Origin of the sequence: Amycolatopsis benzoatilytica AK 16/65, from assembly GCF_000383915.1 — a bacterium.
GTDB classification, from domain to species: domain Bacteria; phylum Actinomycetota; class Actinomycetes; order Mycobacteriales; family Pseudonocardiaceae; genus Amycolatopsis; species Amycolatopsis benzoatilytica.
On sequence record NZ_KB912942.1, the window covers coordinates 5494285 to 5514974 of the forward strand.

A 20690-nucleotide genomic window follows, 5' to 3' on the forward strand; every position below is an offset into this window, starting at 1 on the left:
TATCCAATGTGTCTCCGCTCACTCGCCGGCAGAACCGCGGTAGACACGAGGCGGCACGCCGAGCAGGCGGGCGAACATCGTGGCGAACGCGGCGGGGCTCTCGTACCCGAGCGTCGCGGCGACCTCGGCGACCGGACGGTCCGCGGCGAGCAGCGGGAGCGCGTGCAACACGCACGCCCGCTCTCGCCAGCGCGCGAAACTCAACCCGGTTTCCGCACTGAACAGCCGATGCAGCGTCCGTTCGCTCACGTGCAATTCGGCAGCCCAGCGCGCTGGCGAAGCATGCACGTCCGGAGCGTCCGAAAAGGACTGGCACTGGGCGCGCAGCCCTTCGTGCCGCGGCCAAGGCAGTTCGAGCGGCAGCGGCACGCAACGGGAAATCTCGTGCAGCAAAAGAGAAACCAGGGTGGCATCGCGGCCTCGCCGCGGATACTCCGGCGCGACATCGACGGCGGCGCGAAGCAGTTCGCGCAGCAGCGGCGAGACGTCCACCGCCCGGCATCGGCGCGGGAACCAGGGCACCGCCGACGGCTCCAGGTACAGGCTGCGCGTGGTCACGTTCGACATCACGACGCTGTGCTCGGTCTCCGGCGGGATCAGCACCGCCCGCCGGGTCGGGACCGTCCAAGTGCCGTCCGCGGTTTCGACGCGCATGGAACCCGTCGCGCCATAAAGGAACTGCGCCCGCCGGTGGCGATGGGCCGGCAGGACGTGCTCCGGCGGGTAGTCCGTGCTGATCGCCAGCACGGCGCGGGGAAGAGCGTCGACTTCGGCCAGCGGAACGTTGCGCATGCGTCCAGGGTAGGTGTCCGATCCTCGAAAGAACCTGGCAAATCTTCGAATGCACGCCGCACCGGTACCGGCCTACCTTGAGGCCAGTGCTGACCTCGATCCTTGTTCTTCTGCTCTTCGGCTGCCTCAGCGGCGTGACGACCGTGCTGTTCGGCTTCGGCGGCGGATTCGTGACTGTGCCCGTCGTCGCGGCGGTCACCAGCCGAGGCGACGCGATGCACGTCGCGGTCGCGACTTCCACCGCGGTGATGATCGTGAACGCCGTGAGCGCGACCGTCCTGCAGGCACGCGCGGGCCGGCTTCGGCGCGACTATCTCTGGCCGCTCGCCGCGTTCGTCGCAGTCGGCGCGCTCGCCGGTTCGGCGGCGGCGAGCTTCGCCGGTGACGGGCTGCTGCGCGTCCTCTTCGTCGTCTATCTGGCGGTGACCATTGTGGACAGCCTGGCACGCGGCGGTTTCCTCCACCCGCCGGGAGAGCCGCGTCCGTTGAACAAACTCACAACGACCGCGGGCGGCGTCGGAATCGGCGCGGTGGCGAGCTTTCTCGGTGTGGGCGGGAGCGTGCTGACGGTGCCGCTGTTGCGCCGCAAGGGACTGCCGATGGCGGACGCGACCGCGATGGCGAACCCGCTGAGCGTCCCGGTCGCGGTCGTGGCCACCGCCGTCTACGCGACCGCCGGCAGCGGCGCGACGGGCTACCTCGACCCGGTCGCCGCCGCGGCGCTGCTGGCCGGGTCGCTGCCGGCCATCGCGCTCGCCCGCAAGGTCGCCGACCGGCTGCCGGACCGGGTGCACGCGGTCGCGTACGTGGCCTTGCTGGCGGCCGCGTTGATCGCGGTGGCGGTCAGCTGAGCCGGCTCGCGCCTCAGTCCTGCCCGAGGACCGATCGCACCGTCTCTTCGTCCCGGGCGACGACTGTGGTGCCGTCGTCCGCGGTGATGATCGGCCGCTGGATCAGCGCCGGATTCCCGGCCAGCGCGGCGATCCATCGTGGACGGTCGGCCGGTGTGCGCGGCCACGATTTCAACCCGAGTTCACCAGCGATTTTCTCGCCGGTGCGAGTGATGTCCCAGGGTTCGAGCCCGAGCCGGTCGAGCACCGCGCCGAGCTCGGCCTCGGTGGGAGGTTCCTCCAGATAGCGGCGCACGGTGTACTCCGCGCCTGCCTCGTCGAGCAGCGAGACGGCTGAGCGGCACTTGGAACAACGCGGGTTCACCCAGATTTCCACCAGCGCAGTCTACGTCCCCCGCTTGTCCGGGAAAGGCCCCTATCGTGCGGAGTCGTTGCCGGACAAGCCCCTTCGATGCGGTCTGCGTCACCTGCCCGGCAAGCCCCGATCGGGCGTACCGTTTCAGGCATGACCATGCCGCTGACCACCGACCGTCTCGTGATCCGGGACTGGTCGGAAGAGGACGCCGAAGCCGCCTACGCGATCTACGGGTCTTCCGACGTCACGCACTGGCTCACCCCGGCGATGGACCGGGTCGCCGACGAAGCCGCGATGCGCTCGGTGCTGCAGGCATGGCAGGAAGCCCAGCCGAACCTCATCCCGCCGCGCGGCCGCTGGGCGGTGGAGCGGAAGTCGGACGGGAAGCTGATCGGCGGCTTGGCGATCCGGCTGCTGCCGCCCTACCAGGAAGATCTGGAGCTGAGCTGGCAGCTGCACCCGGACGAGTGGGGCAACGGGTACGCGACCGAGGCCGCCCGGGCGCTGGCCGAGTGGGCGTTCCGGCAGGACGACTGCGACGAGCTGTTCGCGGTGGCCCGGCCCAGCAACTCGCGGGCGATCGCGACCGCGCAGCGGATCGGGATGCAGTGGGTCGGGGAAACGACGAAGTACTACGAGCTGCGGCTGCAGGTCTACCGGATCCGGCAGAGCGACGTGCTTTAAGCGGCCATCCCGCGACGCGAGACGACCGGCGTATCCGCGGCACGAACCGAAACCGCGCGGTGTCGCCTTCTTTGCCGTGAAGGGAACATTGCGGGACTCAGAGTCCCGCAATGTTCCCTTCACGACACACTCGCCCGTCCCGGGGAAAGCCAGCCGCCCCTCCGCCGCCTGGTCAGCGGCCAACCCCCACCGGAGCCCACAGCCGGTCGATCGCCGCCTCCGCGGCAGCCAAGCTCTCCGCCGCCCTCCCCCGAAACTCCGCCAGCGCCGGATTGACGTCCGCCAGCGTGAACTCCGCGGTGATGAACCGCGGCGCCAATCCCGTCAGCGACAAGCCGTGCGGCAGCCATCCCTCCGCGTGGTCCCATCCGTGCCGCGGCGCGCCTTCCTGGTACCCGCCGCCCCGGCTGGCAAGTACCACCAGCTCTCGTCCGCCCAGCACCTTCGGGTCATCGCCGGCGCCGGCGATGATTCGGTCCACCCACGCCTTCACCGAGCTCGGCGCGCCGTAGTTGTACAGCGGCAGTCCCAGCAGCACGACGTCCGCCGCCAGCACCTCCTTCACCAGCTCCTCCCCGATCCGCGCCGCGGCCGCCAGTTCGGGCGTGCGGTTTGCCTCCGGTGTGAGCCGGGCCGTCCAGGCCGTCGCGTCCAGGTGCGGGACCGGGTCGGCACCGAGGTCCCGGTAGCCGACCGTGCCGCCCGGGTTCGCCGCTCGCCAGGCCGCGGCGGCCCGTGCGGTCAGTGCGCGGCTGACCGAACGGTCGCCGCTGATGCTGGAGTCGAGCTGCAACAAGTGCGCCATGTCGATGACCATCCGTAGATAGTTTGTGTAAGACAAACTATTTATAGCACGACAACCGCGGGCGTCTCGTAGACTGGACCGATGGCTCAGGTGCCGCTGGTCGCCCAGACCCCGCGCAGGTCCGGTGCGCTGCTCGAGCACTTCGCGCGCCGCATCCGGATGCGGGCGGAAACCGTGCTGGCCCCGTTCGGGTTGCGACCCCGGCATCTGATCGCGCTCACCGTCCTTCGCACGCGCGGGTCCAGCACCCAGCAGTCGCTCGCGCAGATCCTCGAGATGGACGGCACGAACGTGGTCGGCCTGCTCAACGACCTCGAGGCAAGCGGGCTCATCGAGCGGCGGCGGTCGCCGGAGGACCGGCGGCGGCATGTCGTCGAACTGACCGAGCGCGGCACGCAGGAGCTGGCCCGGGCGGAGGCCGCGCTGGCGGCCGTCGAGGACGAAGTCTTCGCCGCGCTCGACCAGGAGCAGCGCGAGCAGCTCTACAGCCTGCTCTTCCAGGCTGCTTCCGGGATGGTGGACCCGGGCATCTGCGCGGAGGAGACGCCCGGCTGCTGAGAGGAGAGGCCCCACGATGGACGGCGCCGCCGAGCGGTTGGCGAAGTACCGGGCGATGCGGAACTTCTCGAAGACCGACGAGCCGTCCGGGACGAACGGTCCGCAGGCCGCGGGCAACCGGTTCGTGGTGCAGCGGCACCGGGCGCGCCGCCGGCACTACGACTTCCGGCTTGAGCTCGGCGGCGTGCTGGTCAGCTGGGCGGTGCCGAAGGGGCCGACGCTGGATCCGAAGGCACGCCGGATGGCCGTGCACGTCGAGGACCATCCGCTGGAGTACGCCGATTTCGAGGGCGTCATCCCGCGCGGCGAGTACGGCGGCGGAGACGTCATCGTCTGGGATCGCGGCCGGTGGGAAGCCGTCGACACCGACGACCCGGAACAGGCCCTCGCGGACGGGAACCTGCACTTCGACCTGTTCGGCGAGAAGCTCGCCGGCCGGTTCGTGCTGATCCACCCGAAGCGCGACGGCGACGGAAAACAGTGGTTCCTGCTGCACAAGCAGGACGACCACGCGAGCGCCGGATGGGACGCCGAGGACCACCCGAAGTCGGTCAAAAGCGGGCTCACCAACGACGAAATCGCGGCCGCGCCGCCCGCGGTGTGGCGCTCCGACCTGCCGGCGGCCGAGGCGGAAGTACCGCTGCATCCGGTGTACCAGCCGGCGTCCGAAGCAGAACTCGCCGCGCTGAAAGAGCTTGGCGGGCAAGGGACCTGGACGGTCGCCGGGCGTCAGCTGAAGCTCACCAACCTGGACAAGGTGCTGATCCCGGACGATGAAGACCCGGTCACCAAACGGGACCTGGTCGAGTACTACACCCGGATCGCGCCGACCATGCTCCCCTATCTGGCCGGCCGCGCGCTCAACACCAACCGGTTCCCCGGCGGTACCGGCAAACCCGGGTTCTGGCACAAGGAAGTGCCCGCGCACGCGCCGAAGTGGCTGCACCGCTGGCACTACGAGGCAGCCGGCCACGGCGACGTGCAGCAGTATCTCGTGCCCTCCGGGGTCGCAGACCTGGCCTGGCTGGCCAACTTCGCCGCGCTGGAGCTGCACGCCTGGACGTCGCGCACCTCCGACGTCGAACACCCGACCTGGACGCTGTTCGACATCGATCCCGGCGCGGACACGTCGTTCGACGACGTGCTCGTTCTCGCCCGCCTGCACCGTGCGGCGCTCGACCACTTCGGCTTGATCGGGCTGCCGAAGGTGACCGGCCAGCGCGGCATCCAGATCTGGGTGCCGGTGGAACCGGTCTACACCTACGCGGAGACCCGGGCCTGGGCGGAGACGGTGTCCAAGTCGATCGGGCGGATCGTGCCGGAGCTGGTCAGCTGGGCGTGGCACAAGGACCGCCGCGGAGGCCTCGCCCGGCTCGACTACACGCAGAACGTGCTGAACAAAACGCTGGTCGCGCCCTACAGCGTGCGGCCGAGGCCGGGCGCTCCGGTCTCCGTCCCGCTGGAATGGGACGAGCTCGACGATCCAGCGCTCGCACCGGACCGGTGGACGATCCGGACGGTGCTCGACCGGGTGGCGACGATCGGCGATCCGTTCGCGAAGCTGCTCGACGTGCACCAACGCCTGCCTCGGCTGTCGTGAAGATCCCGGCCGCCGCGCTTCCCAGACCGGAACACGGACCTCGGCCCGGCGGAAACCAGCGCGCGGCTGGAGCTGCTCCAGGCATACCGTCTAGCCATGCGCTTCGGAATCTTCGTCCCCCAGGGCTGGCGGTTCGACCTCGTGGGCATCGAGCCCGCCGACCACTGGGCGACCATGCTCGACCTCGCCCGCCACGTCGACCAGGGCCCCTGCGAGTCCCTCTGGGTCTACGACCATTTCCACACCACTCCGGTCCCGAGCGGCGAAGCCACGCACGAGGCGTGGAGCCTGATCTCGGCTTTCGCCGCGACCACGAGCCGCGTCCGGCTCGGCCAGATGTGCACCTGCATCGGCTATCGCAACCCGGCGTACCTGGCCAAGGTCGCCGCCACCGCCGACCTGATCTCCGGCGGGCGGGTCGAGATGGGCATCGGGGCCGGCTGGTACGAGCACGAATGGCGTGCCTATGGCTACGGGTTCCCGCGCGCCGGCGAGCGGCTGGCCATGCTGGAAGAGGGCGTGCAGATCATGCGCGACCTGTGGACCAACGGCGAGGCCACCTTCGCCGGCGAGCACTTCCAGGTCGACGGCGCGCTTTGCCGGCCGCTTCCGTTGCAGGAAGGCGGGATCCCGCTGTGGATCGCCGGCGGCGGCGAGAAGAAGACGCTGCGCACGGCGGCGAAGTACGCGTCGTACACGAACTTCGACGGCAGCCCGGACGGGTTCGCGCGCAAGTCGCAGGTGCTGGAAGCGCACTGCAAGGACGTGGGCACCGACTTCGGCCGGATCACCCGCTCCGCGAACTACAACGTGGTGATCGGCGAGACCGAGAAGGACGTGCAGGACAAGCTCGCCTGGATCCGCGCGCACCACGAGCCGCACCTGCCGGCCGAGAAGCTGGAGACCACTTCCCGTCAGTACGCGAACGGCCCGCTGGTCGGCACGCCGGAACAGATCGTCGAACGTCTGAAGGGCATGGAAAAGCTCGGCATGACGTACGCGATCACGTACTTCGTCGACGCGGCCTATGACCGTTCCAGCATCGAGCTCTACACCAACAAGGTGATCCCGGAGCTGCTCAGCGCTTCGTGAGCACCACCAGGTAGCGGCACGGCTGCCGCCCGGTGTTCTCGTACGCGCAGTCCACCGGGCGGCCCAGCTGAAGGCAATCGCCTTGGGCCAGGTCGTGCACGGTCTCGCCCTCGTGAAACCGCAGCTCGCCGGACAGCACCCAGATCTGGTGGTCCGCGACGACGTAGGAGCTGGCCGGGAAGTTCGCCTTCGCGCCGGCCGGCAATTCGACTTCGACCAGTTCGGTGCCGCCCGGCGGAGAAACCGCGCGGCGCAGGTAGCCGGTGACCGGGTCCTGCCAAGTCGGCTGGTCGGCGCGGCGGGACAGGCCCGGGTCCTCGCCCTCCGCGCGGGCGACGAGCTCGGACAGGGTGAGGCCGAGCGCGCTGGCGAGCCTGCTCAGCAGCACCGCGGTCGGCTGCGCCTCGCCGCGTTCGATTTTCCCGATCATGGCACGGGAGACGCCGGAGCGTTCGGCGAGCGTGCCGGCCGAAAGCTCCCGGTCTTGCCGGGCCGCGCGCACCGCCGCGGCGAGCGAGGCGGACAAGGGATCAGTCACAACTGTCGACTATAGCAGCGGATAATGTCTACTATCGTAACCATGCTGATCCGACCTGCCGAAGACCGAGACGCCGAGGCGTGCGCGGCGATCTACGCGCCGTACGTCCGGGACACGGCGATCACCTTCGAGACCGAGCCGCCGACGCCCGCGGAGATGGCGGTGCGCATAGCGAACTCGGCCAAGACGCATGCCTGGCTGGTGCTGGAAATCGACGGCGAGGTCGTCGGCTACGCCTATGGCAGCCCGTACAAGGAGCGCGCGGCCTACCGGTGGTCCTGCGAGGTGAGCGTGTACCTGGCGGCCGGCCGACGCCGCGCGGGCGGCGGAAAAGCCTTGTACGAAGCCCTTTTCACCCGGCTCGCCGAACGCGGGTTCCGGATGGCGGTGGCCGGCATGACACAGCCGAACGAGCCGAGCGTCGGCCTGCACCGGGCGATGGGGTTCGAGCTGATCGGCACCTACCGCCAGATCGGCTGGAAGCACGGAGCATGGCGCGACGTCACCTGGATGCAGCGCGAACTCACGCCGGCGGGCAAGGAAGCTCCAGCGGAGCCCGCCTGAAGTCTCGCTCGCGTCCTGGCCGAGAAGAACCGGCTCTGCCGCTCACGAGTCGCCGCCGAGGTCCAGTTGCTCGATGTCGTGCTCGAGCCGGGCGCGCCAGGCCCACTTCGGCTCCGTCCAGTCGGTGTCCGACGGCGGCGGTTCCCCCAGCGGCAACGCCTGATCGACCACCCCGTGCGTCACCCGGTAGGCCAGCGTCGACGTCGCCGCCCGGATCCACTTGTCGCCGGTCGCTCCGGACGGCGGAGCGACGCCGAACGCGTGCGTGAACCACACCGGCAGCAGCGCGCTCGACCCGATGGCGTCGGTGATCCGCTCGCGCAGCCGGGTGTGCAGCTCTTCCCAGTCCCGTTCGGATTTCTCGATCTGCGGCAGCACCCGGGTCCGCGTGACGTCGTCGGCGGCCAACGCCTGCCGCGCCGCTTCGGCGTCCTCGGCCGCGGCGGGCAACTGCCGGTCCAGCACGCCGCGTCGCCGAGCGACCACTTCGGACAGCCGGGACTCCGCGTCGTCGCGTTCCGGCGTGCCGCGCTCGGCCTTCGCCAGCATTTCCAGCACCGCGATCAACGCGTCTTCACTCTGCGCCAACGCTTCCCGCGCCTGCGGCAACCGGGCGACATCCTCTTCGTACGGCCGCCGCTGCGCCGACGTGAGCAGCTGCGCGGCGAGACTGTGCCTCCGTTCCGCCCCCGCGGCGAGCTGTCGCAGCTGCGGGCCGACGTTGTCCAGGTCCACCACCGGGACCTTCTCCGACACCCGCACCGCGCGTTCGAGCACGAGCAACCGCTGCCGGAGCCGTTCGAGCTGCTTGGCCGTGCGGTCCAGCCGCGCCTCGTGCCGCGCGTGCGACTCGGTGAACGAATCGATCGTCTCGCGCAGGTCGGAAAGCTCGCGGCCGGTGCGGTTTTCCAGGTTGTCGACAGCCTCCCGCACGCCCCCGACGCTGTCGGTGAGCGCGGCGAATTCCGGGTCGTCCTCGGTGATTGGCTCGCCGTCGGCCGGGTAGTACTCGGTGCCGCGGTAGTACTCGGAATAGGTCATCGGGTCTCCTGCACCAGGAGGGCCACCGTCGCCGCAGCGGCGAGCGCGGCCACGATCACCACCACTGTCTCGCCGGTCGGCCCGGCCCCGATCAGCGCGACCGCTGTCAGCACCGCGGCCAGCGCCCCGGCGTACGCGGCGCGCAATCGCCGGCTGACCATCAACGGCGTCGGCCCGAGCGGGCCGAACGCGATCCGCAGCCCGCCGCCCAGCAGCGGCAGCGCGAGCAGCAGCCACACCGCGCCGAGTGCGCCGAACAGCATCATCGCGCCGCTCACCATGCCGACCGCTACCGGCGCGACCGCCAAGTACAGCGTCGTCCGCTGCACCTTCCCGCGCTTCGCTTCCAGCCGAGCGAGCCGAACCTGCTCGACCGCCACGTCGACTTCCTGCTCGGTGCGCAGCAGCGCTTCCGCACGCTCGACCAGCGCGTCGAGCGTCTCGGTGCGCTCGTCGTCCACCTGGCTCGGCAGCTGCGCCAGGCCCGCGCGCATTTCGCGGCGAAGCGTGGCCGCGCGCGCCATGGCGTGGTCCCGCTGGTCCTCTGCAGGGGTAGTCACGTGGACACTGTAGGTACGAAGCGCGCCGAAGCCCGGCAACGACGCGACTTCGACCCGGCGCTTCTTGCCGCGGACCTTGCTCGCGGGTCGGTGCCCGCGAAACTCAGAGCCGCGCGGTGCGGTCCGGAAGTCCGGGAAGGACTCCTTGAGGGAATCTGATTCCCGCAAGGAGTCCTTCCCGGACTTCGGCGGCCGCGCTCAGGCAGCCAGCTCCGGCACTCGTTCCCCCGCCGGCGGCGGACCCGGCGGTGTCCCGTCCCCGAACGGCCGCCCGCCCAGATCCGCTCGTCCGTGCGGGGTCAGCCAGCCGGTCTCCACCGGCCCGAGCGGCACGATCCCGGTCGGGTTCACGTTCCGGTGCACCACGTAGTAGTGCTCCTTGATCTGGCCGAAGTCGATGGTGTCCCCGAAACCGGGCGTCTGGAACAGGTCCCGCGCGTAGGCCCACAGCACCGGCATCTCGGCGAGCTTCTGCCGATTGCACTTGAAGTGCCCGTGATACACCGCGTCGAACCGGACCAGCGTGGTGAACAGCCGTACGTCCGCCTCGGTGATCGTGTCGCCGACCAGGTAGCGCTGTCCGGCCAGCCGGTCGGACAGCCAGTCCAACCGGGCGAACAGCGTGCGGTACGCCTCTTCGTAGGCTTCCTGCGACGTCGCGAAACCCGCTTTGTACACGCCGTTGTTGACGTCGCGGAACACCTTCTCCGCGACATCCTCGATCTCGTCGCGCAGCCGCTCCGGATACAGCTCGGGCGCCCCGTCGCGGTGGTAGGCACCCCATTCCAGCGACAGGTCGACGGTGATCTGCTTGAAGTCGTTCGTCACCAGCTGCCCGCTCGGGACGTCCACAATGGATGGGACGGTGATCCCGCGCGGGTAGTCCGGGTACCGCGCGAAGAACGCTTCCTGCAGCCGCTCGATGCCGAGCACCGGATCGCGGCCGCCCGGGTCGAGGTCGAAGGTCCAGCTGCGCTCGTCGTGCGTCGGCCCGCACAGGCCCATCGACAGCGCGTCCTCCAGGCCGAGCAGCCGGCGCACGATGGACGCGCGGTTCGCCCACGGGCAGGCCCGCGCGATCACCAGCCGGTAGCGGCCCGGCTCGACCGGCCAGCCGTCCCGGCCGTCGGCGGTGATCCGGTCGGCGACGTAATTCGTGTCTCGCTTGAACTCACCCTGGTCGGGCATGCACAACCTTTCGTCGGCAGGACGGGGCGGGACTAGGCCGGGCACTGCAGGTCGTCCGGCGGCTCCAGCGCGGCGGCCAGCCGGGCGAGGATCGGGCCCGCGGCGCGGACCTCGTCGGACGAGAGGTGGTCGAACAGGAACGTGCGCACCCGCTCCAGATGCCCCGGATACGCGGTGGCGAGCTTTTCCCGCCCCAGCCCGGTCAGCTCGGCGTGCGCGGCGCGCCGGTCGGTCGGGCACTTCACCTTCTTCACCAGGCCGCGGCGCACCAGGCTCTCCACGACCCGGCTGATCCGGCTCAGCGAAAGCGCGGCGACGTTCGCCAGGTCGGTCAGCCGCAGCCGGCCGGACGGAGCTTCGGAGAGCGAGACGAGCACGGTGTAGTCGGTGAGCGAGATGCCGGTCTCGTTGACGAACTGGTCGTCGAGCGCCCTCGGCAGGACTGTGACAATCCTCGCCAACGGACGCCACACGGCCTCTTCTTCGCTGGTCAGCGGCATTCGATCCACCATGTCGGGGAGTATATCGAATACTTGCTCGCGCAATCAGCTATTGTGGGCTACAGTCGTGGTTGAACGCTCAACCAAGGACGTCGAACCCGAAGGAACAGAACACATGACCAGCGCGACCACCTACGCCCACCTGACCGGCACCTACACGATCGACGCCAGCCACAGCCGCATCGGCTTCGTCGCTCGCCACGCCATGGTGACCAAGGTCCGCGGCTCGTTCAACGAGTTCGACGGCGCCTTCACCGTCGATGGCGAGGACCCGGCCAAGTCCAGCGCGAACATCACCATCCAGACCAAGAGTGTCGACACCCGCAACGCTGACCGCGACGGTCACCTGCGCACCAACGACTTCCTGGCCATCGACGATTTCCCGACCATCACGTTCGTCTCCACCGCCATCGCGCAGACCGGCGAAGACACCTTCGACGTGACCGGCGACCTGACCATCAAGGACGTCACCAAGTCGGTCACCGTGCCGTTCGAGTTCGGCGGCGCCGCGAAGGACCCGTTCGGCAACGACCGCATCGGCTTCGAGGGTTCGACCTCGATCAACCGCAGCGACTACAACGTGAAGTTCAACGCCGCGCTCGAGACCGGCGGCGTGCTGGTTTCGGACAAGATCACCCTGGAGTTCGAGATCTCGGCGGTCAAGAACTCCTGACCCCGCCTCGCCTGAGGTTCGTGAAGGGAACTCTGAGGGATTCCAAGTCCCTCCGGGTTCCCTTCACGGCGTTCGGTCAGGCGGCGCGAATGCCCTCGATTCCGTACTCGAGCGCGGCTTCCAGATGTTCCGGTTCGCCCGTGGTCAGCAGCATCAGGACGCCGCCCTGCACTCCGGCAAGCAGCGCCGACGCGGCTCGTTTCGCGTCGACGCCTGGGCGAGTCTCGCCGGCCGCCTGCAACTGCTCGATCCCGGCGGTCAGCTCCGCCAGCCAGCGCCGCGTCATCTGCGACACCACGGCCTGCGCTCCCTCGGTGTTACGGCCGATCTGCGACATCACCACGTTCAGCGGGCAGTGCTTGCCCTGCTCGGTGTAGTGACTCACGACGATCTCGCGCCAGGTGTCGAAGTCCTCCCACGTGCGCAGCGACCCCAGCACCGGCTGCTGCACCTGAAGAACCCGGTCCGCCTCCCACCGGGCGACTGCCAGCAGCAGCTCCTCCTTGCCGTCCGGAAAGTAGTGGAAAAGCTGGCTTTTGCTGGTCCCGGTGCGCGCCCGGACGTCGTCCAGCGTCGTCGCGAGCACCCCACGCTCCCGGATCTCGGCGGCCGCGCCTTCCACGATCCGCTGCCGAGTCGCTTCGCCCTTGCGCGTGAGCGCCATCGCCCGCCTCCCGAATGGACCAGTCAGTCCACTCTACCCGGGTTCAGAACGCCGCGCCGCCGTCCGCCCACGAGGTCTGCCCGAAGTCCTCGTCGTCCACCGGCGCCCGGCGGGCCCGCGGTGGCACCGGCTCCTGCGGCACGGCCTCCGCGACCGCTTCCGGCTCCTCCGCCGCCGGCTCTTCCGCCGCCTCCGGAGTCCCGCCGGGCCAGACGCACGGCGACGTCGCGCCCAGGTAGAGCTTGCCCAGCTCGTTGGCCTGCAATGACATGTCGAACCCGTCCCGCTCGTTGCGGGCGAAGACGTACTGGTCGGCCGGGCGCCGGTCGGTCAGCACGGTGAACCCGTGCCCCTGCCACCATTTCAGCACCGCGTCGAACTGCGCCGCGAAGGTGTCCGGCTTCAGCCCGGTCACCTCGTAGGTCGCCGAGATCTCGAACCGGCCGGCCGGGCCGTTGTCGGTCGGGTCGGTGCATTCGGAGCGGTTGCGGGAGAACAACTGCCGCGCCGCCGACGAGGGCAGCGCGGCGAACGCGTCGCGCACGTACGCCTCGACCTGGTCGCGGGCTTCGGTTTCGGTGATCGTCGGATTCATGGCTCCACCTCCGGGGGAGCAAGCGGCTAGGGGCAGCACGGCCAAGCAGGCGAGCGCCGCGCGACGCGGCGTCACGCCGGCAGCCCGGCGATGATTCTGCCGAAACTGCGCAGCGACGGATTGTTGTCTTCCCAGTATTGGCTGTGCGCGGCACCGGACAGCCCGCCCTCGTACCACGGACCCTTGTCGCCAGGCGCCGAGGCGAAGACGTCGCCGCCGAAGCCGTTGCCCGCCGGGTCCGGGCCCAGCGGGTCGAAGCCGGCGACGCCGATGTTGGTGATCTTGATCAGGTCGTGCTGCGCGACCGTCGAATGCACGTGCTGGCCGACTTGATCCTGCGGAACGCCGTTGAGGTGCAGCTGATTCGCGTGGTCGACGCCGACACCGGGGCTGCCGGCGAAGATCAGGTCGTCGGCGTTGAGCCCGCCGTCGCGGGCGGCGTGCCCGATCACCGTCGTGCCGTAGCTGTGGCCCAGCACCGTGTTGTGCGACGGCGCGCCCTCGTGGGAGGCGCGCAGGCCGTCCTCGAACTTCTGCAGCGGCACCTTGCCCCCGTCCGCGTACTTCTCGCTGGCGGCATCGGTGAGTTCGTTCGGCGCGTCGTAGCCGACCCAGGTGATCACCGCCGTCGACGGCGAACCGGCCATCGTCGCCGACTGCCACATCTTGTCCGAGCGGCCCAGATCGCCGCCGATCTTGGCCAAGTCGCTGCCGGTGCCGGGGACATAGGTCGCGACGTTCGCCGCGGTGTCCGGGTTGCCCGCCGCGACCACCGCGGTGCCGTCGCCGCTGGTGTCGAGCGCGACGAGGAACGCGGGCGGTTTCCCGTCGCCGGTCGCGGCAAGCCGGTCGCGAATGGCGGCGAGACCGCGCTGTTTCGGGTCGTCGGCGGCCAGCTTGTCGATTTCCTGCTGCAGGACGACCCGATTGGCCGAGTCGCGGTCGACCACCGGGATGCCGTCGAGGTTGCGGATCAAGTCCGGGTTGTCGCGCAGGATCGAGGACTGGGCCGAATCGGACAGGCTGTCCCACCACGCGCGATTCTCGGCCGCCGTGCCGTTGGGCTTCGGCCTGCTGGTCGTCGCCATCGCCAGCGCGACGGTGCCGCCGCTGCCGCTTTCGCCCCGCGTCGCGCGATCGAGCACCACGGTGAGGTCCGCGTCGATTTCGGCGGCCTCCCGAAGAACCTGCCCGACCCGGTCGGCGATCTCGCCCTGCCGCTCGGGCTCGCCGGATACCGTTCCGCTGTCGTCGATCCGCATTCCGTTGCGGACAGCGAAATCGTCCAGTTCGCGGGCGGCCGAGACGACCCGCTCGACGCCCGGCTGCGCATCGCTCACCCCGCGCCGCACCGCGGCAACGTCAACGGTCAACTGCCGCAATTCCGCGCTCAACGCGGTGCCCTTGGCCGTCGCCGCGTCCGCGGCCGCACCCTGCCAAGAGCCGAACTTCGTCATGGCGTCGGCATCGTCGTTCGCCTGCGTGAGCTTGGCGGCCCGGTCGCCGAGCGCGTCGACCGCCGCCGCGAGCTGAGCCGGGTTCCAGCGCCGGACGTCGCCCCAGGTGATCACCGGCCGGCCGCCGCGATGTCGTGGGTCGCGGATTGGTCGGCGTCCCGGTAACCGGAACGCGCCTGATCCAGACCGGTCGCGTACGCCTCGGTGCCGGCCGTCCACTTCGGAACGGTGCCGCCCCAAGCCGCGGCGAGCCGATCGGCGGCGGCTACGCTCGTTCCACCGGAGAGCCCGACGTCGGCGAGCGCACCCGCGAGGTCGGCCGCCCGCACTGTCGCCGCCGCTTGCCGCGCCCGACCGGCCGCGGTCGCGACCTCCGCCGGTACGACCTCGAAACCCGTTCCCATGCTTGTCTCTCCCCAGCGAGATGACCGGACGACCGGTACGACGGGCACGTCCGCTGACCGGTTCCCCGCGGGACGACCTTTGCGCAAACTCGGGCGGTGCCGACCACGACGCGCCCGGACCCCTGCTCTGACCTGCGAAAACGCCCACCTAGCGTGTCCACATATGTGAATGCTAGTCACGTGACTGAATAGTTATCAGCCCGCGTCTTGCTCGCTGGTGACCGGCGTGTGACTGTGTACGGCGAAGTTCGTACCGGATACGGCCGGAACGCCCGCGACGAGGAAAGGCGTTGCGCGGCGGGGGAATCGGCCGTCCCCGCAGACCCGGGCCGGACCGGCCCGGCCGGCACTGTCCCACTACCCCACGCTCCGACCCCCACTCGCCCGGCCCGGACGGCGCTGGCCTCTCGCGGCAGCAGACCAGGACCGGCCGGCCATCCCGGAAAGAGACGGCTCGGCAATGACACAGACAGCCGCAGCGCGGCGGCCCATCGGCAGGACCACGCTGTACTTCTTCGGTGCCCTAGGCGGCATCCTGTTCGGTTACGACCTGGGCGTCATTTCCGGGGTGTTGCCGTTCATCGGGAAACTCTGGAGCCTGTCCGGCTGGGACAAGGGCGTCATCACCGCGAGCATCTCGGTCGGCGCGATCGTCGGCGCGCTGTTCTCCTCGCGACTCAACGAAAAGCTCGGCCGCCGCCGCACGATCATGGTGGCCGCGGTCATCGTCATCGTCGGCACGATCGCGGCGACCGCGTCGCCGAACTTCGCCCTGCTGATCGTGTCCCGGCTGGTGATCGGCGTGGGCATCGGCCTGTCGTCCTCGACCGTCCCGACCTACCTGTCCGAACTCGCCCCGGCGCGGCTGCGCGGCGCGATGGGCGCGCTCAACCAGATCTTCATCGTGCTCGGCATCCTGATCGCCTTCCTGGTCAGCTACGGCCTCGGCACGTCGGGCAACTGGCGGCTGATGTTCGCCGGCGCGATCGTGCCCGCGGTGATCCTGCTGGCCGGGCTGGTGTTCCTGCCGGAGACCCCGCGCTGGCTGATCGCGAACGGCCACGAGGAGCAGGCCCGCTCGGTGCTGCAGAGCTCGCACGGCTCGGGCGTCGACGTGGACAAGGAAATCGGCACTATCCGCGAGGTCATCCAGCTCGACTCGGAATCGGCGAAGACCCGCTTCCGCGACCTGCTGGCCCCGACCGTGCGGCCGATGCTGGTGGTCGCCCTGCTGCTCGCGATCGGCCAGCAGTTCAGCGGCGTGAACGCGGTCAACGCGTACTTCCCGACCATGCTGATCGGCCTCGGCTTCGCCACCCAGGCGGCGCTGCTGTCCGGCGTGCTGCTGGGCGTCACGAAGTTCCTGTTCACCGCGTGGGTGGTGTTCGTGGTGGACCGCTGGGGCCGCAAGCCGCTGCTGCTGATCGGCAACGTGCTGATGGTGATCACCCTGGTCGCGGCCGGGTTCATCGTGCTGGAAGTGCACGACACGACCACCAAGGGCATTCTGATGCTCATCGCGATGGTGCTGTATCTGGTCGGCTACGAACTCGGCTGGGGCGCGGTGGTCTGGGTGATGATGGCCGAGGTGTTCCCGCTGAAGACCCGCGCCGCGGGCATGGGCGTGAGCAGCGTCGTGCTGTGGGCCGCGACCGGCATCGTCAGCGCCGTGTTCCCGATCATTTCCGACCCGGGAGCGCTCGGCCTCGGCGGTTCGATGTTCCTGTTCGCCGGCGTCAACGTGGTCCTGTTCGCTCTCACCAAGTGGCTGGTGCCGGAGACGAAGGGCCGCACGCTGGAAGAGATCGAGCTCGACCTGCGCGGCCGGACGCACTCGAAGGCGCGCGTCTGACGGTCTCCCCGAGCGGCTGGGCGGTGAGGGATTTCCCTTGCCGCCCAGCCGCTCTGCGGCGTTTCGCAGGCGGCTGGATTCCGTTTCAAAGCATGTCTCACGTGGTGCTGTCGTGATGCCTGGGCAGCCCGGAGCCAGTGTGATGGCCCGTCCGTGAAGGGCCCCTTGCGGGACTTGGGTTCCCGCAAGGAGCCCTTCACGGAAGTCCGGCGCCGCTTGGCGCGCACCACGTCAGACCAGGTTTTGGCGGTCAGCGCCGGTAGACGGCCGAGACCACCGCACCGCTCTGCTCCGCGGACACGCATTCCAGATGCAGCGGCCCGTCGCGGAACAATCGCTCGCCTTCCCCGAGGACAGTGGGGAAGGTCAGCAGCCGGTACTCGTCGACCAGGTCGGCGGCCTGCAGCGCACGGACGACGCTCAGACTGCCGATGACCACGACGTCTCGTTCCGCGCGTTTGACGGTGTCGGCCAGGTCTCCGCGCAGCAGATGCGAATTGCCCCACGCGGAAAGGTCGGTCCGGGTCCGCGACGCGACGAGCTTCTCGGCAGCGTTCATCCGGGTCGAGAACGGGTCGTCGCGATGCGGCCACAGCCCCGAGAACTGCTCCCAGGTGCGGCGGCCCAGCAGCAGGATCCCGTCGTCCAGTGCTGCGCCGAGGCGGAACTTGTCGCCCGCTACGGTCTCCGGGCCGTGGCGGAACGCCCAGCCGCCGTGCGGGGTGCCGGCGGATCCGTCCGGATCGGACACGATGCCGTCGAGGGTGGTGAATCCGGTGACGATGACACTCACGGGGAGTCTCCTTTCGGTCGGTGTTCGCCAGTACGTACCGGCGAGCACCGCCCGACTCATCGCGCCGCTCAGGAAAATTTCTGCGGCAGCCCGAACAGCTCGAACACGACCGGGTCGGCGAACACGACGTTGCGCGCGATCCGCCCGCCGACCACGGTGAAGACCTGCACCGTGTGCAGCCTCCGCACCCCCGCGTCGTCCGGCGCGTAAGCGGCGAGCGCGGGCTGGCCGTTGGCGGTCAGCGGAGTCATCCGCCAGCCCGGTCCGCGCAGCGCGAACACCCGGTCCAGGAAGCGGCCGTAGTTCTCGCGGCCTTGGTACCAGAGCGGAACCGGCGGCATCTCGAGAATCGCGTCGTCGGTGAGGAGCGTGACGAGCGCCGGAACGTCCGCCGCCTCGAAGGCTTCGACATACCGGCTTATCGCCGCGTGCGTCGCCGCATCGTCCGGCTCGGCGACGGTGTCCGCACCGTCGATCCGCCCCACCGCGGTGCGCGCCCGCTGCAACGCGCTGTTCACCGCCGCGACGCTGGTGTCGAGCTGCTCAGCGACCTCGGCCGCGCTGAACTCGAGCACTTCGCGCAGGACGAGCACGGCCCGCTGCCGCGCCGGCAAGACCTGCAACGCGGCGACGAGCGCGAGCCGGAGGTCGGTCCGCACTTCGACGCGGCTGTCCGGGAACGGCTGCAGCCACGGAATGTCCGCCGAAGGCTGGAGCGGTGCGCCCGGATCGTCGCTGGCCGCGCCCAGCCCGGACGGCAGCGGCCGTCGCGCCCGCCCTTCGAGAGCCGTCAGGGAGACGTTGGCGGCGATGCGGTAGAGCCAGGTCCGGACAGAGGCGCGGCCCGGGTCGTAGCGGTCGCGGGCTCGCCAGGCACGCAGCATCGTCTCCTGGACGAGGTCCTCGGCGTCGTGGAATGACCCCGCCATGCGGTAACAAAAAGCGACGAGTTCGCCCCGATAGGGCTCAAGGTCGAGGACCGGCACAGGTTCATCATGACGGAGAGACCCGTGCCGCGGAGGTCATTTCACCGGACAGCTGGTTCGTCCGTCGCCTCGTCCCTTCCGGCTCGCCCAGTCGATCCGGCTTGCCCGGTCAATCCGGCAGCATAGGCATCTCCGCTCCCGCGTCATGCCGCAACAACGCCGCCCGGGTGAGTGCCGACGAGCCGAACCGGTCGCGCAACGCGTCGACGGCCGAGTCCAGCGCGGTCGCTTCCGGAGTCATCGCCGGACTCGCCGGCTGGCCGAACGGCAGCGCGAGCTGCACCGAACCCTGCTGGTCGAGGTTCATGAACGACAGGCCCAGCAACGTCAAGCCCCGGTCGTACACCAGCGGATGCGCCGCGGCCAGCAGTCTCCGGGCCGCGGACAACAGAGCGTCCGTGTGGTCGGTGCTCTCGCCGAGGGTGTGCGAACGCGTCGCGCGGGTGAAGTCCGCGAAGCGCAGCCGCAGCACCACCGTTCTGCACACGCGCGACGCCGAGCGCAGCCGGCGCGCCAACCGGTCCACAATGGACACCAGGATCTCGTCCAGCTCGGCCGGCGAGCGGGTGTGCCTGCCCAGCGCGCGTTGCGAACCGATCGAGCGCCGGCGGCGGCCGGACTGCACCGAGCGCGGGTCACGCCCGTGCGCGAGGGCATGCAGGTGGCGTCCGGTGCCCGGGCCCAGCATCGACACCAGCGCGGCTTCCGGCAGCTGCGCGACGTCGTGCACGGTGCGGACGCCGCGTTCCCGCAGCTTGCCCGACGTCACCTTGCCCACTCCCCACAGCCGCTCGACCGGCAGCGGGTGCAGGAATTCCAGCTCCCGGTCCGGCGGCACCACCAGCAGCCCGTCCGGTTTCGCGACGCCGCTGGCCACCTTCGCGAGAAACTTCGTCCGCGCCACGCCCACCGTGATCGGCAACCCGACCTGCGCCAAGACCTCCGCGCGCAGCCGCACGGCGATCTCCGACGGGCGGCCGGCTATCCGGCGCAGGCCGCCGACATCGAGGAACGCCTCGTCGATCGACACTCCTTCCACCACCGGCGTGGTCCGCCGGAACACCTCGAACACCGCCTTGCTCGCCGCGCTGTAGACCGCCATCCGCGGCGGCACCACCACGGCGTGCGGGCACAACCGCCTGGCCTGCGCGCCGCCCATCGCGGTGCGCACGCCCAACGCCTTGGCCTCGTAGCTCGCGGCCAGCACCACGCCACCGCCCACGATCACCGGCCGGCCGCGCAGCCGGGGATCGTCGCGCTGCTCGACCGAGGCGTAGAACGCGTCGAGGTCGGCGTGCAGGATCGACCCTTCGTTCGTCACGAACATATGTTCGCATCGAACACCGACAAAAACCGGGATCCGTTCACCCTAATGGCCCAATAAGGCCTCCCGGTGCCCGCGCCGGAGGCGCTAATCTTTTCCGGTGCGGCTCGTCTTGTTCGACCTCGGCACCACCCTCGTCGATCGCGCCGAGGGGTTCCGCCGGTGGGCGTGGGAGTTCTGCGCGGAACACCGGCTCGGCCCGGACGCCGCCGCCTGGCTCGTCACCGCGGACGACGCTGGACGCACTGGCCGGCCGGAGTTCTTCCGGAACGTCCGCACCCGGTTCGGACTGGCCGCCAGCGAGCAAGCCCTGGCCGAGGCGTACCTCGAACGATGCCCGGCGCTCGTGCCGCCGGTACCCGGCGTGCTGGCCGGGCTGCCCCGGTTGCGCGCGGCCGGCTGGCGGATCGGCGTGGTCGGCGAGGGCGATCATCAGCTGGCGGCACTGTTGTGCACCGGCATCTCCGGACTCGTCGACGGCTGGGCGATCGCCGGGCCGTCCGGACCGTCCACATCGGACGCCGGGCGGTTCGCCCTCGCGGCGCGGCGCTGCGAGACCGGGCTGGACGGCGGATGGCTGGTCAGCGCGGACGTCTCGGCGGGCATCGCCGCGGGCCTGTGCACGGTGCGGGTGTCGCCGAAGCGGGGCGAAGCACAGCTGTCCGGTTCAGCTGCCGCAGAAGAACAAGTTCAGCCCGAGCGCGAAGCCGGACGGTTGCAGCCGGATCGCGCGGCTCCCGGTGCCGCCGCCGAACCGGCCCAGCACCGCACCGTCCCCGACACCGCCGCCGCGATCGCGCTGCTGCTCGGCTGA

24 protein-coding genes are annotated in these 20690 nt (G+C 70.0%); 9 read left to right on the forward strand and 15 right to left on the reverse strand.

The annotated features are described in order from the left end of the window. Positions 1-18: 18 nt before the first annotated feature. Positions 19-792 carry an AraC family transcriptional regulator gene (locus AMYBE_RS0125280; RefSeq protein ID WP_020662184.1) on the reverse strand — a complete coding sequence of 258 codons (774 nt, stop codon included), beginning with the start codon at positions 790-792 and terminating at the stop codon, positions 19-21. Between the two features lie 86 nt (positions 793-878). Between AMYBE_RS0125280 and AMYBE_RS0125285 the strand changes: the two genes are divergently transcribed. Further along, complete coding sequence (locus tag AMYBE_RS0125285) at positions 879-1643, forward strand: sulfite exporter TauE/SafE family protein (protein ID WP_020662185.1); 765 nt, start codon at positions 879-881, stop codon at positions 1641-1643. A gap of 13 nt (positions 1644-1656) precedes the next feature. Here the strand turns inward: AMYBE_RS0125285 and AMYBE_RS0125290 are convergent, their stop codons facing one another. Further along, complete coding sequence (locus AMYBE_RS0125290) at positions 1657-2019, reverse strand: ArsC/Spx/MgsR family protein (RefSeq protein ID WP_020662186.1); 363 nt, start codon at positions 2017-2019, stop codon at positions 1657-1659. A gap of 129 nt (positions 2020-2148) precedes the next feature. Here AMYBE_RS0125290 and AMYBE_RS0125295 point away from each other — a divergent pair, with 129 nt between their 5' ends. Continuing rightward, a complete protein-coding gene (locus tag AMYBE_RS0125295) occupies positions 2149-2682 on the forward strand; it encodes a GNAT family N-acetyltransferase (RefSeq protein ID WP_020662187.1) in 534 nt (177 codons plus the stop codon). 172 nt (positions 2683-2854) lie between these two features. Here AMYBE_RS0125295 and AMYBE_RS0125300 read toward each other — a convergent pair whose 3' ends face one another. Beyond that, positions 2855-3487 carry an FMN-dependent NADH-azoreductase gene (locus AMYBE_RS0125300; RefSeq protein WP_027927990.1) on the reverse strand — a complete coding sequence of 211 codons (633 nt, stop codon included), beginning with the start codon at positions 3485-3487 and terminating at the stop codon, positions 2855-2857. A gap of 81 nt (positions 3488-3568) precedes the next feature. On the opposite strand from AMYBE_RS0125300, the gene AMYBE_RS0125305 reads away from it, so the two are divergent. From AMYBE_RS0125305 to AMYBE_RS0125315, 3 genes are all read left to right on the forward strand, one after another. Continuing rightward, a complete protein-coding gene (locus AMYBE_RS0125305; protein WP_020662189.1) occupies positions 3569-4045 on the forward strand; it encodes a MarR family winged helix-turn-helix transcriptional regulator in 477 nt (158 codons plus the stop codon). 16 nt (positions 4046-4061) lie between these two features. Further along, entirely contained in the window at positions 4062-5645 is a 1584-nt protein-coding gene (locus tag AMYBE_RS0125310; protein WP_020662190.1) for a non-homologous end-joining DNA ligase LigD, read from the forward strand. Positions 5646-5741: 96 nt separating this feature from the next. After that, entirely contained in the window at positions 5742-6737 is a 996-nt protein-coding gene (locus tag AMYBE_RS0125315) for an LLM class F420-dependent oxidoreductase (protein WP_020662191.1), read from the forward strand. Here the strand turns inward: AMYBE_RS0125315 and AMYBE_RS0125320 are convergent. Next, the gene (locus tag AMYBE_RS0125320) at positions 6724-7275 is read right to left on the reverse strand and encodes a helix-turn-helix domain-containing protein (protein WP_027927991.1); all 552 of its coding nucleotides are present in this window, start codon (positions 7273-7275) and stop codon (positions 6724-6726) included. The genes AMYBE_RS0125315 and AMYBE_RS0125320 overlap by 14 nt on opposite strands. A 42-nt stretch (positions 7276-7317) precedes the next feature. On the opposite strand from AMYBE_RS0125320, the gene AMYBE_RS0125325 reads away from it, so the two are divergent. After that, positions 7318-7839 (forward strand): GNAT family N-acetyltransferase, encoded by a 522-nt coding sequence (locus tag AMYBE_RS0125325; RefSeq protein WP_020662193.1) that lies wholly within the window; start codon positions 7318-7320, stop codon positions 7837-7839. 42 nt (positions 7840-7881) lie between these two features. On the opposite strand, the gene AMYBE_RS45865 is transcribed toward AMYBE_RS0125325, so the two are convergent. From AMYBE_RS45865 to AMYBE_RS0125345, 4 genes are all read right to left on the reverse strand, one after another. Next, a complete protein-coding gene (locus AMYBE_RS45865) occupies positions 7882-8880 on the reverse strand; it encodes a hypothetical protein (protein WP_020662194.1) in 999 nt (332 codons plus the stop codon). Continuing rightward, positions 8877-9440 carry a hypothetical protein gene (locus AMYBE_RS42335; protein WP_034289193.1) on the reverse strand — a complete coding sequence of 188 codons (564 nt, stop codon included), beginning with the start codon at positions 9438-9440 and terminating at the stop codon, positions 8877-8879. The genes AMYBE_RS45865 and AMYBE_RS42335 overlap by 4 nt, the downstream gene beginning before the upstream one ends. Before the next feature lie 198 nt (positions 9441-9638). Next, positions 9639-10628, reverse strand: coding sequence for a glutathione S-transferase family protein (locus AMYBE_RS0125340; protein WP_020662196.1), 990 nt, complete (start codon positions 10626-10628; stop codon positions 9639-9641). 32 nt (positions 10629-10660) lie between these two features. Then, complete coding sequence (locus AMYBE_RS0125345; RefSeq protein ID WP_027927993.1) at positions 10661-11140, reverse strand: MarR family winged helix-turn-helix transcriptional regulator; 480 nt, start codon at positions 11138-11140, stop codon at positions 10661-10663. Positions 11141-11243: 103 nt separating this feature from the next. On the opposite strand from AMYBE_RS0125345, the gene AMYBE_RS0125350 reads away from it, so the two are divergent. Then, positions 11244-11801: a YceI family protein gene (locus AMYBE_RS0125350; RefSeq protein ID WP_020662198.1), complete on the forward strand. Its 558-nt coding sequence runs from the start codon at positions 11244-11246 to the stop codon at positions 11799-11801. A 76-nt stretch (positions 11802-11877) separates the two neighbouring features. On the opposite strand, the gene AMYBE_RS0125355 is transcribed toward AMYBE_RS0125350, so the two are convergent. The 4 genes from AMYBE_RS0125355 to AMYBE_RS0125370 form a co-directional block, all read right to left on the reverse strand. Next, positions 11878-12465: a TetR/AcrR family transcriptional regulator gene (locus AMYBE_RS0125355; protein WP_020662199.1), complete on the reverse strand. Its 588-nt coding sequence runs from the start codon at positions 12463-12465 to the stop codon at positions 11878-11880. A 43-nt stretch (positions 12466-12508) separates the two neighbouring features. Further along, a complete protein-coding gene (locus tag AMYBE_RS0125360; protein WP_020662200.1) occupies positions 12509-13060 on the reverse strand; it encodes a hypothetical protein in 552 nt (183 codons plus the stop codon). Between the two features lie 71 nt (positions 13061-13131). Next, positions 13132-14631, reverse strand: a complete 1500-nt coding sequence (locus AMYBE_RS0125365) for an alpha/beta hydrolase (RefSeq protein WP_020662201.1) — start codon at positions 14629-14631, stop codon at positions 13132-13134. Next, positions 14628-14921: a hypothetical protein gene (locus AMYBE_RS0125370; protein ID WP_020662202.1), complete on the reverse strand. Its 294-nt coding sequence runs from the start codon at positions 14919-14921 to the stop codon at positions 14628-14630. Before AMYBE_RS0125370 ends, AMYBE_RS0125365 begins: the two co-directional genes overlap by 4 nt. Positions 14922-15381: 460 nt before the next feature. Here AMYBE_RS0125370 and AMYBE_RS0125375 point away from each other — a divergent pair, with 460 nt between their 5' ends. Further along, positions 15382-16773 carry a sugar porter family MFS transporter gene (locus AMYBE_RS0125375; RefSeq protein ID WP_020662203.1) on the forward strand — a complete coding sequence of 464 codons (1392 nt, stop codon included), beginning with the start codon at positions 15382-15384 and terminating at the stop codon, positions 16771-16773. A gap of 250 nt (positions 16774-17023) precedes the next feature. Here the strand turns inward: AMYBE_RS0125375 and AMYBE_RS0125380 are convergent, their stop codons facing one another. The 3 genes from AMYBE_RS0125380 to dinB all read right to left on the reverse strand — a co-directional run bounded on the left by AMYBE_RS0125380 (position 17024) and on the right by dinB (position 19879). Next, positions 17024-17566 carry a dihydrofolate reductase family protein gene (locus AMYBE_RS0125380; RefSeq protein WP_020662204.1) on the reverse strand — a complete coding sequence of 181 codons (543 nt, stop codon included), beginning with the start codon at positions 17564-17566 and terminating at the stop codon, positions 17024-17026. 68 nt (positions 17567-17634) lie between these two features. Then, positions 17635-18495: an RNA polymerase subunit sigma-70 gene (locus AMYBE_RS0125385; RefSeq protein WP_020662205.1), complete on the reverse strand. Its 861-nt coding sequence runs from the start codon at positions 18493-18495 to the stop codon at positions 17635-17637. Between the two features lie 166 nt (positions 18496-18661). Then, positions 18662-19879, reverse strand: a complete 1218-nt coding sequence (gene dinB / locus AMYBE_RS0125390; protein WP_020662206.1) for a DNA polymerase IV — start codon at positions 19877-19879, stop codon at positions 18662-18664. Between the two features lie 97 nt (positions 19880-19976). On the opposite strand from dinB, the gene AMYBE_RS0125395 reads away from it, so the two are divergent. After that, the gene (locus AMYBE_RS0125395) at positions 19977-20690 is read left to right on the forward strand and encodes an HAD family hydrolase (RefSeq protein ID WP_020662207.1); all 714 of its coding nucleotides are present in this window, start codon (positions 19977-19979) and stop codon (positions 20688-20690) included.